At 70.7% G+C, this 13,605-nt stretch carries 13 protein-coding genes; 3 read left to right on the forward strand and 10 right to left on the reverse strand.

Annotation, left to right across the window (positions count from 1 at the left end; all coding sequences use genetic code 11):
- Positions 1-33: 33 nt before the first annotated feature.
- The gene (locus F603_RS0116920) at positions 34-591 is read right to left on the reverse strand and encodes an SRPBCC family protein (RefSeq protein WP_051096250.1); all 558 of its coding nucleotides are present in this window, start codon (positions 589-591) and stop codon (positions 34-36) included.
- A 94-nt stretch (positions 592-685) separates the two neighbouring features.
- Positions 686-1,300 carry a TetR/AcrR family transcriptional regulator gene (locus tag F603_RS0116925; protein ID WP_019547173.1) on the reverse strand — a complete coding sequence of 205 codons (615 nt, stop codon included), beginning with the start codon at positions 1,298-1,300 and terminating at the stop codon, positions 686-688.
- Positions 1,301-1,465: 165 nt separating this feature from the next.
- On the opposite strand from F603_RS0116925, the gene F603_RS0116930 reads away from it, so the two are divergent.
- The 3 genes from F603_RS0116930 to F603_RS0116940 all read left to right on the forward strand — a co-directional run bounded on the left by F603_RS0116930 (position 1,466) and on the right by F603_RS0116940 (position 4,290).
- Entirely contained in the window at positions 1,466-2,857 is a 1,392-nt protein-coding gene (locus tag F603_RS0116930; RefSeq protein WP_019547174.1) for an FAD-binding oxidoreductase, read from the forward strand.
- A gap of 31 nt (positions 2,858-2,888) precedes the next feature.
- Positions 2,889-3,677, forward strand: a complete 789-nt coding sequence (locus tag F603_RS0116935; RefSeq protein ID WP_245600804.1) for an alpha/beta hydrolase family protein — start codon at positions 2,889-2,891, stop codon at positions 3,675-3,677.
- A gap of 157 nt (positions 3,678-3,834) precedes the next feature.
- The gene (locus tag F603_RS0116940) at positions 3,835-4,290 is read left to right on the forward strand and encodes an NUDIX hydrolase (RefSeq protein WP_019547176.1); all 456 of its coding nucleotides are present in this window, start codon (positions 3,835-3,837) and stop codon (positions 4,288-4,290) included.
- Positions 4,291-4,626: 336 nt separating this feature from the next.
- Here the strand turns inward: F603_RS0116940 and F603_RS0116945 are convergent, their stop codons facing one another.
- The 8 genes from F603_RS0116945 to nuoH all read right to left on the reverse strand — a co-directional run bounded on the left by F603_RS0116945 (position 4,627) and on the right by nuoH (position 13,603).
- Complete coding sequence (locus F603_RS0116945) at positions 4,627-5,163, reverse strand: GNAT family N-acetyltransferase (RefSeq protein ID WP_019547177.1); 537 nt, start codon at positions 5,161-5,163, stop codon at positions 4,627-4,629.
- Positions 5,164-5,255: 92 nt separating this feature from the next.
- Complete coding sequence (nuoN, locus tag F603_RS0116950) at positions 5,256-6,902, reverse strand: NADH-quinone oxidoreductase subunit NuoN (protein ID WP_026328482.1); 1,647 nt, start codon at positions 6,900-6,902, stop codon at positions 5,256-5,258.
- A 20-nt stretch (positions 6,903-6,922) separates the two neighbouring features.
- Positions 6,923-8,578 carry an NADH-quinone oxidoreductase subunit M gene (locus tag F603_RS0116955; protein WP_019547179.1) on the reverse strand — a complete coding sequence of 552 codons (1,656 nt, stop codon included), beginning with the start codon at positions 8,576-8,578 and terminating at the stop codon, positions 6,923-6,925.
- The gene (gene nuoL, locus F603_RS0116960; protein WP_026328483.1) at positions 8,579-10,474 is read right to left on the reverse strand and encodes an NADH-quinone oxidoreductase subunit L; all 1,896 of its coding nucleotides are present in this window, start codon (positions 10,472-10,474) and stop codon (positions 8,579-8,581) included.
- Between the two features lie 13 nt (positions 10,475-10,487).
- Positions 10,488-10,787, reverse strand: a complete 300-nt coding sequence (gene nuoK / locus F603_RS0116965; RefSeq protein WP_016909548.1) for an NADH-quinone oxidoreductase subunit NuoK — start codon at positions 10,785-10,787, stop codon at positions 10,488-10,490.
- Positions 10,784-11,659, reverse strand: a complete 876-nt coding sequence (locus tag F603_RS0116970; RefSeq protein ID WP_019547181.1) for an NADH-quinone oxidoreductase subunit J — start codon at positions 11,657-11,659, stop codon at positions 10,784-10,786. Before F603_RS0116970 ends, nuoK begins: the two co-directional genes overlap by 4 nt.
- Complete coding sequence (gene nuoI, locus F603_RS0116975) at positions 11,659-12,234, reverse strand: NADH-quinone oxidoreductase subunit NuoI (protein ID WP_019547182.1); 576 nt, start codon at positions 12,232-12,234, stop codon at positions 11,659-11,661. Before nuoI ends, F603_RS0116970 begins: the two co-directional genes overlap by 1 nt.
- Positions 12,227-13,603: an NADH-quinone oxidoreductase subunit NuoH gene (gene nuoH / locus F603_RS0116980; RefSeq protein ID WP_245600811.1), complete on the reverse strand. Its 1,377-nt coding sequence runs from the start codon at positions 13,601-13,603 to the stop codon at positions 12,227-12,229. The genes nuoI and nuoH overlap by 8 nt, the downstream gene beginning before the upstream one ends.
- Positions 13,604-13,605: the final 2 nt, after the last annotated feature.

Here is a 13,605-nt window from a genome sequence, read left to right on the forward strand (position 1 = left end):
TCGGGGAAGGGGGGGTCGTTCAGCCGGAGGTGCTCAACCGCCCTTCTCGATGACGGACTTGAGGCGCCGCAGCGTCTCGCCCATCTCGCGCTCCAGCTTCTCGCCCCACTCGGCGAAGAACCGCTCGCGCTGCGCGGTGTCCATCCCGGCGGTGATGCCCTGGATGCCCTCCGTCGGCGCGCCCATCCTGAAGTGGTGCGCGAGGGTGCTGCCGTCGGGAGCGGGCGCGATGTCGAACCCCCACACGCTCTCCTGGAGGCGCTCGGCCGAGTCGCGCATGGCCCAGTGGAACCGGGCGCCCGGTTCCGCCGTCGTCACCTCCGCGTGCGTACGCCAGTTGCCCCGCACCACGGGGGCCCAGGGGACCTCCTCCTCGGTGCGGTGGTTGCGGCCCTCGAAGACCGAGCCGACGGCGCCGGGTGAACCGGAGACCCAGTCGCCTCCGGTGCACTCGGCGCTCCACTCGCCGCTGCGCGGCAGGTCGCTGACGACCGCGTAGACCTGCGCCGGAGGAGCCTGGACGGGCGTTTCCACACGTACCCGGAAGAGCGTGTGTGCATCGCTTGTCTCTGAAGTCGCGTATGCGTCCATGGCCGGGATGGTGCCAGGGGCGCGCCGGGAGGGGTCAAAGCCGGCGGGCGGTCTCCGTCAAGTCCCGCTGTACGGAGGCGCGGAGGGCGGAGGGCTAGTCGGCGGGCGCCGCGTAGGAGTGGAGGAAGGTCTCGACGCCCTCGGCGACCACGGTGGTGACCTGCCGCCTCGACATGGGGAGGGCGCCGTAGAAGGTGGGTTGGGCGACCGCTATGAAGGTGAGCAGGTTGAGGTGGTTGGCGGCGCGCGCCGGGTCGTCGGTCGCGAGGTGCCCGCGGTCGACCAACTCGGAGATCCAGCGGGTGAGTTCGGCGATCGTCGCCCAGGGGCCCGCCTGCTGCCACTCCTCCAGGAGGACGGGCCGGATGCGGGCGGCCTCCGCTTCGATGACCCGGACGAGCGCCCAGTGGTCGGCGAACTCCTCCAGCGTGGCGACGCGGTCGAGGGAGAAGGCCACCAGGTCCTGCTCCAGGTCGACGATCTTGTGGAGGTGCCGATCGGCGAGGACCGCCTGGCTGCGGGCGACCTCCCGTGCGCCCTCCAGGACCACCGCCTGGAAGAGGGACTCCTTGTCCGTGAAGTGGTTGTAGACCGTCCGCTTGGAGACCTCTCCTTCGGCGGCGATCACGTCGACGCTGGCCCCTGTGAAGCCCTCGCGCCCGAAGACGGCCCTGGCCGCCCGGACGATGGCACGTCGCTTCTCCGGCATACGACGCGTCCTCGCTGAGGTCGTCTCGACTGTCACTGCGCGCTCTCCTCCTGGGACGGTTACACTCGCCAGTGTAATCCTGTAGCGTGCACCGCCTTGCGACAAGTGGACTCAACTCGGCGCCGCCGCCTGCAAGTTCGCGGACGCCCCGGTACGGGAGTGAGCATGCTCGATGCAGTGGGCCCTGTCCTGCGGCCCGAGGACGCGGGCTACGACGCCGAGCGCCTCGGCTTCAACCTCGCGCTCGACGACCACCCCGCCGTCGTCGTCGGCGCCGAGGAGTGGGGGGACGTCGCGGCGGCCGTGCGGTACGCGGCCGGGTCGGGGCTCGGCGTCGGCGTCCTCGCCACCGGGCACGGCATCTCGGTGCGCACGGACGGCCAAGTCCTCGTCGCCACACGGCGGATGCGCGGCGTCGAGGTCGACGCCTCGCGGCGCGTTGCGCGCGTCGAGCCGGGGGCGCGCTGGCAGGACGTCGTCGAGGCGGCGGCGGAGCACGGCCTCGCGCCGCCGAGCGGCTCCAACCCGGGTGTGGGTGCCGTCGGCTACACCCTCGGCGGCGGCATCGGCCTCCTCGGCCGCCGCTACGGCTACGCAGCCGAACACGCGCGCTCCTTCGACCTCGTCACCGCCGACGGACACCGGCAGACCGTCGACGCGGACCACGAGCCCGACCTCTTCTGGGCCCTCCGCGGCGGCAAGGGCAACTACGGCGTCGTCACCTCGATGGAGATCGGCCTCCTCCCCGTCTCCCGACTCCACGGCGGAGGGCTCTACTTCGGCGCCGACGACGCCGAGCACGTCTTCCACGCCTACCTGCACTGGGTGCGCGACATCCCTGAGGAGATGACCTCCTCGATCCAGCTCATGCACCACCCCGACCTGCCCCAGATACCCGAGGAGCTCCGCGGCCGGTACATCGCACACGTGCGGATCGCCCACTGCGGAGCGCCGAACGAGGGAGAGCAGTACACCGCCGCCCTCCGCGAGGCGGCCACACCGGTCCTCGACACCGTCCGGACCATGCCGTACACCGAGGCCGGCTCCATACACCACGAGCCCCCGGACCCCATGCCCACCTTCGACCGCAACTCGGCGCTCACCGACCTCACCGACGCCACCGCCGACGCGCTCCTCGCCCACTGCGGCCCCCGCAGCGAGGCACCGTACGTCGTCGAACTGCGCCACCACGGCGGCGCCTACGCCCGGACCAGCAAGGACCGCATCCCCGTCACCGGCAGGGACGCGGCCTTCCTGCTCTTCACCACGTCCCTGCTGGAGCCCGGCGGCTACCGGCAGGCACGCGCCGAGCACGACCGCCTCCACGAGGCCGCGGCCCCCTGGGCTACACACCGCACCTTCGTCAACTTCCTCGGCATCGACGACGCCCCGCAAGAACGCGTCGCCACCGCCTACGAGCCCGACGCCTACGCCCGGCTGCGCGCCCTCAAGGCCGCCTACGACCCGGACAACCTCTTCCGCGTCAACTACAACATCCCGCCGGAGGAGCAGCCCGACCGCCGGCACCGGGCCCCCGCGGAGCCGCACCCGCATTGACGGGCACCGCGGCCTCCCGCAGCATGCCCCTATGGCCCCAGGAGCGGTGCGCGCGCCCGTCCCCCGGTGGGCTGCGCTCCCGCTCGCCGCGCTGCTCCTCACCGGCTGCACCTCCCAGGACGGCGAGGAGCCGGGCCGCTCGACGGCCCCCGGCCACACCGCGCGCGAGTACGGCTGCTTCAACCCGGACGAGGTCCCGCACACCACGCTCACCGTCCCGCTCGCCGACGGGCAGGAAACGGGCGGCCTGCTCGTGGGCGACGCCCGCGTGGGAGCCACCGGCGTCCTCCTCTCCCACCAGGACGGCGGCACCGTCTGCGAATGGCGCGAACAGGCCCTGAAGCTCGCAGAGGACGGGTATCTGGTCCTCGCCGTGGAAGCCGTCGAGGACCGCCTGGAGGAGGACGTCTCCGGACCCGACGTCGCCGCCGTGGAGGCGGGCGTCGGCACCCTGCGCCAGAAGGGTGCCCGCACCGTCTTCCTCATGGGCGCCTCCCGCGGCGCCGCGGCATCCCTGCAAGCGGCCCCCGACCTCGACCCGCCCGCCGCAGGCGTCGTCGCGATCTCCTCCCCCGACAGCTACCGCGGCCTCGAACCCCTCGACGCAGTAAAGAAGTTGCGCACCCCCGTCCTCTACCTCGTCTCCCCCGACGACCTCGGCTTCGACGAGCAGACCGAACGCCTCTACCGGGCGAGCACGGCGGCCGAGGAACGGGACCTCGTGGTGAAGGGGCTGGGGCACGGGGCGCCGCTGCTGGAGTCGGGGGAAGGCATGTGGGGGCGGGTGGTGCGGTTCCTGGAGCGGCACGGGGAGGGGTGACGGCGGGTCGACGCCGGTGCGGAGCCTTGCGCCCGGCGAGTGCCTGCGCCGCGGAAGGCGGCACCGCGGCCCGGCTACGCTGACCGTCGGGCACTCCCGCCGCGTGCAGGACCGATGCGGCACCCGACGCCGCCAACCACCGCGAGGAACACGCACAGTGCACGCACCCGTCGACTCCGCCCTCCTGGCCTCCCTTCTCCACGCCGCCGACGCCGAGAACATCGCCAGACACGTCGTCGGCGCCGTCCTCACCGACGCCGAAGGGAAGGTCCTGCTGCTCCGCCGCACCGGCGGCGACCACTTCGGCGGCCTGTGGGAACTCCCCTCCGGCGGCGTCGAGTCGGACGAGACCCTCATCGACGCCCTGCACCGGGAAGTCGCCGAGGAGACCGGCCTCACGGTCACGGCGATCGGCGCCTACCTCGGCCACTTCGACTACCTCTCCCACAGCGGCAGCAAAACCCGCCAGTTCACCTTCACCGCCACCCACGCGAGCGACACGGTCCGGCTCACGGAGCACGACGCATACCTGTGGGCCGACCGAGAGGAACAGGAGCAGGTCTCCAGCTCCGTACGGTCGGTGCTGGGCACTTGGCGGGAGCGGGGCGTGTGAAAAAAGGCAGGGGTGCGAGAGTCGGACGGGGCGTGGCGGCGGGTCGGCGGGTATGCAGCGGTCCGGACCACACATCAGCCCAGGGAACGCGGAGACGCAAGCGCCGAGTTGCGCGCCCGGACAGTCAACGGTGACACGGAGTCCCGCACGCTGCTGACCTCCGGGGAAGCCGAAGTCGACGAGGGCACCGAACTCGGCCCCTCTCGACGAGGTCCGGGTCAGCTCGGCGAGTTGGGCATCGAGGAGAACGACGAGGCCCGCGCGAGCTGCGGCACTTCGGCGTGGGGTGTCACCAAGCCTGTACGGCACGCGCTCCGTCAAGCCCGGACCGGCGGCTCAACCCCGCAGTTCCACACGCCATTCGACCTCGTCCCCGACCAGCTCCCCCGTCCTCCGCATCCCCAGTGCCGCGGCCACGCCGGCCGAAGCCCCGTGTGCCGGGTGTACGTGGGCCGACACTTCCGACACCTCGCGCGGCGGGGAGGCGAGCCACTCCAGCAGGCCGCGTGCCGCCTCCGTCGCGTAACCACGGGACTGCCACGCCTCGCCGACGATCCATGCGACCTCCGCGCCCCAACCACCCGGAGTCCGCGCCACGGTAGCCTGCACCGTTCCCAACAACCGGTGCTGTGAGCGGTCTTCGAGGACCCAGTTGCACCAGTGCACCCCCGGTGACGGGCACCCGTCGGCGAGACGCTGGTAACGCGCACGCAGGGACGTGACGGAGGGGGGCGAACCCCCCGTGAAGGCGTACAGGCTCGGCCCCGCGAGAACCTCCGCCATCTCCTCCGCGTGTGCGGGAAGGAGCGGTCGGAGGAGGAGCCGTCGGGTCGCGATCGTCCGCGCCACCCACACGCTTCCCCCACCGTCCATGCTGGAACGCTACACGCACCGGGCCGGCTTCCCTCCCCGCAGCGAAATCGCCCGGCCCCTCCGCAGAGGAACCGGGCGACCCGCGGAAACCCTCAGCGCACGAACACCCCCGCGCTCCCCGCCAGATCCAGGAAGTACTGCGGCGCCACGCCCAGCACCACCGTCACCGCGACCCCCACGGCGATCGCCGTCGAGGTCAGGACGCTCGGTACGGCCACGCTCGGCCCGTCGGCCTTCGGCTCGCTGAAGAACATCAGCACGATGACGCGCAGGTAGAAGAAGGCCGCGATCGCCGAAGAGGCCACGCCGACCACGACGAGGGCGCCGGCCCCGCTCTCGGCCGCCGCCTTGAAGACGGCGAACTTCCCGCTGAAACCGGAGGTGAGCGGGATGCCGGCGAAGGCGAGCAGGAAGAGCGCGAAGACCGCGGCGAGCAGCGGCGAACGCCGGCCGAGACCCGCCCACTTGGAGAGGTGGGTCGCCTCCCCTCCGGCGTCCCGGACCAGGGTGACGACAGCGAAGGCGCCGAGCGTCACGAAGGAGTAGGCCCCGAGGTAGAAGAGGACCGACGAGACGCCCTCCTCGGAGAGCGCGACGACGCCGGCGAGGAGGAAGCCGGCGTGCGCGATCGAGGAGTAGGCGAGGAGCCGCTTGATGTCGGTCTGCGTGATGGCGACGATCGCACCCGCGACCATCGTGACGATCGCGACGCCCCACAGCACGGGACGCCAGTCCCAGGCGAGGCCGGGCAGCACGACGTAGAGCAGCCGCAGCAGCGCGCCGAAGGCGGCGACCTTCGTCGCCGCAGCCATGAACCCGGTGACGGGGGTGGGGGCGCCCTGGTAGACGTCGGGCGTCCACATGTGGAAGGGGACGGCGCCGACCTTGAAGAGCAGCCCCATCAGCACCAGGGCGCCGCCGATGAGCAGCAGCGCGTCGTTCCCCGTCGTCTGGGCGAGGACCGGGTCGGTGGTGGCGTCGGCGCCGGAGACGACGCGGGCGATGCCGGAGTAGGTGACGGTGCCCGCGTAGCCGTAGAGCAGCGCGATGCCGAAGAGGAGGAACGCCGAGGAGAAGGCGCCGAGGAGGAAGTACTTCACCGCCGCCTCCTGCGAGAGGAGCCTGCGGCGGCGTGCCAGCGCGCACAGCAGGTACAGCGGCAGCGAGAAGACCTCCAGCGCGATGAAGAGCAGCAGCAGGTCGTTGGCGGCGGGGAAGAGGAGCATGCCGCCGATGGCGAAGAGCAGGAGGGGGAAGACCTCGGTCGTCGTCCAGCCGGCCTTCGTCGCCTCCTTCTCCCCCTCGCCGCCCGGCACGGAGGCGGGCTGCGCGGCGAAGGAGTCGACGCGGGAGCCGTGCGCGGCGGGCTCCAGCTTCCGCTCCGCGAAGACGAGCACCGCCACCACACCGGTGAGCAGGATGACGCCCTGCATGAAGAGCGTCGGCCCGTCGACGGCGAGCGCACCCACGCCGACGAGCTGCGCCTTGGTCCCGGCCGCCCCGCCCGCGGCGAGCGCGATCACGGCGGCGAACGCCGCGACGAGGCCGAGCGCGGAGACGAACACCTGCGCCGTGTAACGGGCCTTGCGCGGCAGGAACGCCTCCAGCAGCACCCCCAGCGCGGCGACGCCGAGCACGATCAGCACGGGCGAGAGCTTGCCGTACTCGATGCTCGGGGCCTCGAGTTTCTCCGCTGAGAGCGTCCACAGGTTGGGGACTGCGCCGGAGGGCGCGTGCATCGAGGTGATCGCCACCGCGCTCACTCGTGCTCACCTCCACGGTGGTCGGTCTTGTCGGTGGACGCCCCGCCGTGCTCGGCCACCGGATGGTCCGGACGCGGATCGTTCTTCTGCACGTCGGAGAGGGAGTGCTCGACGGCCGGGTTGACGACCGAGGTGAGCGGCTTCGGGTAGACGCCGAGGACGATCAGCAGGGCGATCAGCGGTGCGACGACGGCGAGTTCGCGCACCTTCAGGTCGGGGATCGCCTTCACTTCGGCCTTGACGAGCGGGCCCGTCATCGTCCGCTGGTAGAGCAGCAGGACGTAGAGCGCGGCGAGGATGATGCCGGCCGTGGCGACGATCCCGGCCGCCGGGTAGCGGCTGAACGTCCCGACGAGGACGAGGAACTCGCTGACGAACGGGGCGAGTCCGGGCAGCGAGAGGGTGGCGAGCCCGCCGACGAGGAAGGTCCCCGCGAGGACGGGTGCGACCTTCTGCACCCCGCCGTAGTCGGCGATGAGGCGGCTGCCCCGCCGGGAGATGAGGAACCCGGCGACGAGCATCAGCGCCGCGGTGGAGATGCCGTGGAAGACCATGTACAGCGTCGCGCCGCCCTGGCCCTGGCTCGTCATCGCGAAGACGCCGAGGATGATGAAGCCGAAGTGCGAGATCGACGCGTAGGCGATGAGCCGCTTGATGTCCCGCTGGCCGACGGCGAGGAGCGCCCCGTAGAGGATGCTCACCAGGGCGAGGACGAGCACCACGGGGGTGGCCCACTCGCTGGCGCCGGGGAAGAGGCCGAGGCAGAACCGCAGCATCGCGAAGGTGCCGACCTTGTCGACGACGGCCGTGATGAGCACGGCGACGGGTGCGGTCGCCTCGCCCATCGCGTTCGGCAGCCAGGTGTGCAGCGGCCACAGCGGTGCCTTGATGGCGAAGGCGACGAAGAAGCCGAGGAAGAGCAGGCGTTCCGTGTTGGTCGCCATCGTCAGCTCGCCGTCGGCGCGGGCCTGGGTGAGCTGCTGGAGCGAGAAGGTGCCCTCGCCGAGCTGGTCGGCGCTGACGACGTAGAGGCCGATCAGCGCGGCGAGCATGAGGAGCCCGCCCGCGAGGTTGTAGAGGAGGAACTTGACGGCCGCGTAGGAGCGTTGCTTGGCGCCCTCGTCCTCGCCCGCGGCGTGCGCGCGGTCCCCGAAGCCCCCGATGAGGAAGTACATCGGGATGAGCATCGCTTCGAAGAAGAGGTAGAAGAGGAAGACGTCGGTGGCGGCGAAGGAGATCACCACCATCGCCTCGACCGCCAGGATCAGCGCGAAGAACCCTTGCGTGGGGCGCCAGCGCCGGCCCGTCTCCTGCGCACCCTCGGCCGGTTCCGCGTCGTGCCAGCCGGCGCCGATGACGAAGGGGACGAGGAGCGCGGTGAGGGCGATCAGTACGGCGCCGATGCCGTCGACGCCGAGCTCGTAGCGGACGCCGAAGTCGGCGATCCACGAGTGGGACTCGGTGAGTTGGTACCGGCCGCCGCCCGGGTCGAACCGGGCGAGGACGACGGCGGCGAGGACGAGGGTGGCGAGCGAGAAGAGCAGCGCCAGCCACTTCGCCGCCGTGCGCTTCGCCGCCGGCGTCGCGGCCGTGGCGATCGCGCCGACCGCCGGCACGACGGCGGTCGTGGTGAGCAAGGGGAAAGTTGACATCTAGACCGCCCTCATCAGCAGGGTGGCGGCGACCAGCACCGCCGCACCGCCGAACATCGATACCGCGTAGGAGCGGGCGAACCCGTTCTGGAGCCGCCGCAGCCGCCCCGAGAGGCCGCCGAACCCGGCGGCCACCCCGTTGACCGCGCCGTCGACGACCTTGCCGTCGAGGTAGACGAGGCTGCGGGTGAGGTGCTCGCCGCCGCGCACGAGGACGACGTGGTTGAAGTCGTCCTGGAGCAGGTCGCGTCGGGCCGCCCTGGTGAGCAGCGAGCCCCGCGGCGCCTCGGCCGGCACGGGTCGCCTGCCGTACTGGAGCCAGGCCGCGCCGACGCCGAGGACGAGCGCGACGATCGTCGCGGCCGTCACCGTGCCCGCGCTCACCGGCGAGTGGCCGTGCTCCAGGCTCACCACCGGCTCCAGCCAGTGCACGAAGGAGTCGTTGAGCTTGAAGAGGCCGCCAGCGAAGACCGAGCCGAAGGCGAGGACCACCATCGGGATCGTCATCGTCTTCGGGGACTCGTGCGGGTGCGGCATGTTCCCCTCGGCGTCGGGCTTCCACCGCTTCTCGCCGAAGAAGGTCATCAGCATCACGCGCGTCATGTAGTACGCGGTGATGGCGGCGCCGAGCAGGGTGACGGCGCCGAGAATCCAGCCCTGGGTGCCGCCCTTGGCGAACGCCGCCTCGATGATCTGGTCCTTGGAGAAGAACCCGGAGAGGTAGGGGAACCCGATGATGGCGAGGTAGCCGAGGCCGAAGGTGACGAAGGTGACCGGCATGTACTTCCGCAGGCCGCCGTAGCGGCGCATGTCCACCTCGTCGTTCATGCCGTGCATCACCGAGCCGGCGCCGAGGAAGAGGCCCGCCTTGAAGAAGCCGTGCGTCACCAGGTGCATGATGGCGAACGCGTAGCCGATCGGCCCGAGTCCGGCGGCGAGGATCATGTACCCGATCTGCGACATCGTCGAGCCGGCGAGGGCCTTCTTGATGTCGTCCTTCGCACAACCGACGAGCGCCCCGAAGAGGAGCGTCACCGCGCCGACGACGACCACGACCGTCTGCGCGTCGGGCGCCGCGTTGAAGAGCGCGCCGGAGCGGGTGATGAGGTAGACGCCCGCGGTGACCATCGTGGCGGCGTGGATGAGCGCCGAGACCGGAGTCGGGCCCTCCATCGCGTCGCCGAGCCAGGACTGGAGCGGCACTTGGGCCGACTTGCCGCACGCGGCGAGGAGCAGCATCAGCCCGATCGCCGTCAGCGTGCCCTGGCCCGCCTCCCCTGCCGCCTCGGCGACGGGCGCGATGGCGAAGCTGCCGAAGGTGGTGAACATCAGGAAGATCGCGATCGCAAGACCGGCGTCGCCGACGCGGTTGACGAGGAACGCCTTCTTCGCCGCCGCTGCCGCCGTCGGCTTGTGCTGCCAGAACCCGATGAGCAGGTAGGAGGCGAGGCCGACGCCCTCCCAACCGACGTAGAGCAGAAGGTAGTTGTCGGCGAGGACGAGCAGCAGCATCGCCGCGAGGAAGAGGTTGAGGTAGCCGAAGAACCTCCGGCGGCGCTCGTCGTGCTCCATGTAGCCGATCGAGTAGAGGTGGATGAGTGTTCCCACCCCGGTGATCAGCAGCACGAACACCATGGAGAGCTGGTCGAGTTGGAAGGCGACGTCCGCCTGGAACCCCTCGACGGGCACCCAACTGAAGAGGTGCGAGTGCAGGGTGCGGTCGTCGGTGCTCCGGCCGAGGAGCTCGGCGAAGAGCACGGCGCCCAGCACGAAGGAGACCGCGGCGAGCGCCGAGGCCAGCCAGTGCCCGACGCGGTCGAGGCGGCGCCCGCCGACGAGCAGTACCGCCGCGCCCAACAGGGGGGCGCCGACGAGCAGTCCGATCAATGACTCCACTGGTACGTACCCCTTACAGCTTCATCAGGCTGGCGTCGTCGACGGAGGCCGAGTGGCGGGCGCGGTAGAGCATCACGATGATCGCCAGGCCGACGACCACCTCCGCCGCGGCGACGACCATCACGAAGAACGCCATGATCTGGCCGTCGAGGTTGCCGTGCATCCGCGAGAAGGCGACGAGCGCCAGGTTGGACGCGTTGAGCATCAGCTCGATGCACATGAAGACCACGATGGCGTTGCGCCGGATCAGGACGCCGGCTGCGCCGATGGTGAAGAGCAGCGCGGCGAGGTAGACGTAGTTGATCGGGCTCACTTGGGCGCCTCCTGCTCATCGAGGTTCGAACCCCCGTGTCCCTCCGGCAGGTTGCCTTGGGTCCGGGGTCGCTCCTCCCGCGAGCGGCCGTGGTGGTCTGCGGTGCGCTGCTCCAGCGCCGCCAGCGTGGCGAGCGCCTCCGGGCCCACCTCGCGGATCTGCCCGCGTTGCCGCAGCGTCGGGTTGACGCTGAGCTCCGCAGGCGTGCCGTCGGGCAGCAGCGCCGGGCGGTCGACGGCGTTGTGCCGTGCGTAGACGCCGGGTGCGGGCAGCGGCGGGAGCTGCACGCCTCCGCGCACCCGCTCCTCGGCCTGCTCCCGCTGGGTCTTGGTGCGCTCGATCCGCTCCCGGTGGGAGAGGAGCGTCGCACCGACGGCGGCGACCGTCAGCAGCGCGCCGACGACCTCGAAGGCGGCGACGTAGCGGGTGAAGAGGAGCGTCGCGATCGCGGGGACGTTGCCGCCCGCGTTGGCCTCGGAGAGTCCGGTGAACCCGCCGACGGAGATCTGCCCGATCCCCGCGATGAGCAGGATGCCGAGCCCGAGGCCGCAGCAGGCGGCGAGGAGCCGCTGGCCCTTGAGCGTCTCCTTGAGGGAGTCGGCCGCGCTGACGCCGACGAGCATCAGCACGAAGAGGAAGAGCATCATCACGGCGCCCGTGTAGACGACGATCTGAACGATGCCGAGGAAGTAGGCGCCGTTGGCGAGGTAGAAGAGCGCCAGGACGATCATGGTGCCGGCGAGGCAGAGCGCCGCGTGGACCGCGCGCCGCAGCAGCACGGTGCACAGGCCGCCGATCACCGCGACCGTGCCGAGCACCCAGAACTGCACCGCCTCGCCCGTGGAGGTCGCCGTCTCGGCGAGGAGCTGCATCACGACCGCCCTTCGGCGTCGCCCGCGGGCTCCGCTCCCTTGGAGTACGCCACCTGCTGCTCGGTGCCGGGCGCCGCCTCGGTGACGAGTCCGCGGTAGTAGTCCTTCTCCGTCATGCCCGGGTAGATGGCGTGCGGCGAGTCGACCATCTCCTCGGTGAGGCCCGTGAGGAGCTCTTCCTTGGTGTAGATGAGCGACTCGCGGGAGGAGTCGGCGAGTTCGTACTCGTTGGTCATGGTGAGCGCCCGGGTGGGGCACGCCTCGACGCAGAGCCCGCACAGGATGCAGCGCAGGTAGTTGATCTGGTAGACGCGGCCGTACCGCTCGCCCGGCGAGTACCGCTCCTCGTCGGTGTTGTCCGCACCCTCGACGTAGATGGCGTCGGCGGGACAGGCCCAGGCGCACAGCTCGCAGCCGATGCACTTCTCCAGGCCGTCCGGGTGGCGGTTGAGCTGGTGCCTGCCGTGGAAGCGGGGCGCCGTCTGCTTCTTGTACTCCGGGTACTGCTCGGTGAGCCGCTTCTTGAACATGCCCTTGAAGGTCACGCCGAAGCCGGCCACGGGATTGTCAGGCACCGTCGCTCCCCCTTTCGTCGCTCGTCTTTCCTTCTGCGGGCGCCTCTTCGGCTTCGCCGTCCGACGGCTCCTCGCCGCCGACGCGGACGGGCTCGCGGTCCCTGTCCGCGCGAGACGGCCTGCGCGGGACCGGTGGCAACTGCTGCCCTGGCAGCGGTGGTACGGGGAAGCCGCCGGCCATCGGGTCGAAGGGTTCCTCCGACGCGCGCCGCGCCTCGTCCGCTTCCTTCGCCCGCTCGCCGCGCTCCCTGAAGGTGTCGACGACGAACGTGATCAGCAGCAGTACCAGTGCGGTGCCGGCGACCCAGTAGACGACCTCGCTGTACTCCCAGCCCTCGTTGCGCATCGCGCGCACCCCGGCGACGAGCATCAGCCAGACCAGCGCGATCGGGATGAGGACCTTCCAACCGAGCTTCATGAACTGGTCGTAGCGGGTGCGCGGGAGCGAGCCGCGAATCCAGATGAAGAAGAAGAGGAGCACCGCGACCTTGGCCGTGAACCAGAGCATCGGCCACCAGCCGTGGTTGGCGCCCTCCCACACCGTCGAGATCGGCGCCGGAGCCCGCCAGCCGCCGAGGAAGAGAGTGACCGCCAACGCCGAGACGGTGACCATGTGGATGTACTCGGTGAGCATGAAGAAGGCGAACTTGATCGAGGAGTACTCGGTCTGGAACCCCGCGACGAGGTCGCCCTCGGACTCCGGCATGTCGAACGGCGCACGGTGCGCCTCACCGACCATCGAGACGAGGTAGATGAGGAACGACACCGGCAGCAGCCACGCGAACCAGCCGTCCGCCTGCGAACCGACGATCGTCGACGTCGACATGGAACCGGAGTGCAGGAAGACGGCGGCGAAGCTCAGCCCCATCGCGATCTCGTAGGAGATGATCTGCGCCGTCGCGCGGACCCCGCCGAGGAGCGGGTACGTCGACCCCGACGACCACCCGGCGAGCACCACGCCGTACGCGGCGATCGACGAGGTGGCGAGGATGAAGAGGATCGCCACGGGCAGGTCGGTGAGCTGAAGTGCCGTGCGGGTGCCGAAGATCGAGACCTCGTTGCCTGGCGGCCCGAAGGGGATCACCGCGATCGCCATGAAGGCCGGGATCGCACCGAGGATCGGCGCGAGGATGTAGACGGCCTTGTCCGAGCCCTTGACGACGACGTCTTCCTTGAGCATCAGCTTGATGGCGTCGGCGAGCGACTGGAGCATGCCCCAGGGCCCTGCCCTGTTGGGCCCGACGCGCAACTGCATCCAGCCGACGATCTTCCGCTCCATGACGATGGAGAGGATCACCGTCACCATCAGGAAGGCGAAGCAGAAGACCGCCTTCAGCAGGATCAGCCAGAACGGGTCGTTGCCGAACATCG

Source organism: Streptomyces sulphureus DSM 40104 (assembly GCF_000381025.1).
GTDB lineage: Bacteria > Actinomycetota > Actinomycetes > Streptomycetales > Streptomycetaceae > Streptomyces > Streptomyces sulphureus.

Excerpts from the sequence above, each read along its gene's own strand:
- F603_RS0116955 (WP_019547179.1), bottom strand. The coding sequence starts at position 8,578 with ATGTCAACTTTCCCCTTGCTCACCACGACCGCCGTCGTGCCGGCGGTC.
- nuoH (WP_245600811.1), bottom strand. The coding sequence starts at position 13,603 with ATGTTCGGCAACGACCCGTTCTGGCTGATCCTGCTGAAGGCGGTCTTC.
- F603_RS0116935 (WP_245600804.1), top strand. The coding sequence starts at position 2,889 with ATGGCCCCAGGAGCGGTGCGCGCGCCCGTCCCCCGGTGGGCTGCGCTC.
- nuoN (WP_026328482.1), bottom strand. The coding sequence starts at position 6,902 with ATGCACGCGCCCTCCGGCGCAGTCCCCAACCTGTGGACGCTCTCAGCG.
- F603_RS0116920 (WP_051096250.1), bottom strand. The coding sequence starts at position 591 with ATGGACGCATACGCGACTTCAGAGACAAGCGATGCACACACGCTCTTC.
- F603_RS0116925 (WP_019547173.1), bottom strand. The coding sequence starts at position 1,300 with ATGCCGGAGAAGCGACGTGCCATCGTCCGGGCGGCCAGGGCCGTCTTC.
- F603_RS0116945 (WP_019547177.1), bottom strand. The coding sequence starts at position 5,163 with ATGGACGGTGGGGGAAGCGTGTGGGTGGCGCGGACGATCGCGACCCGA.
- F603_RS0116970 (WP_019547181.1), bottom strand. The coding sequence starts at position 11,659 with ATGCAGCTCCTCGCCGAGACGGCGACCTCCACGGGCGAGGCGGTGCAG.
- F603_RS0116930 (WP_019547174.1), top strand. The coding sequence starts at position 1,466 with ATGCTCGATGCAGTGGGCCCTGTCCTGCGGCCCGAGGACGCGGGCTAC.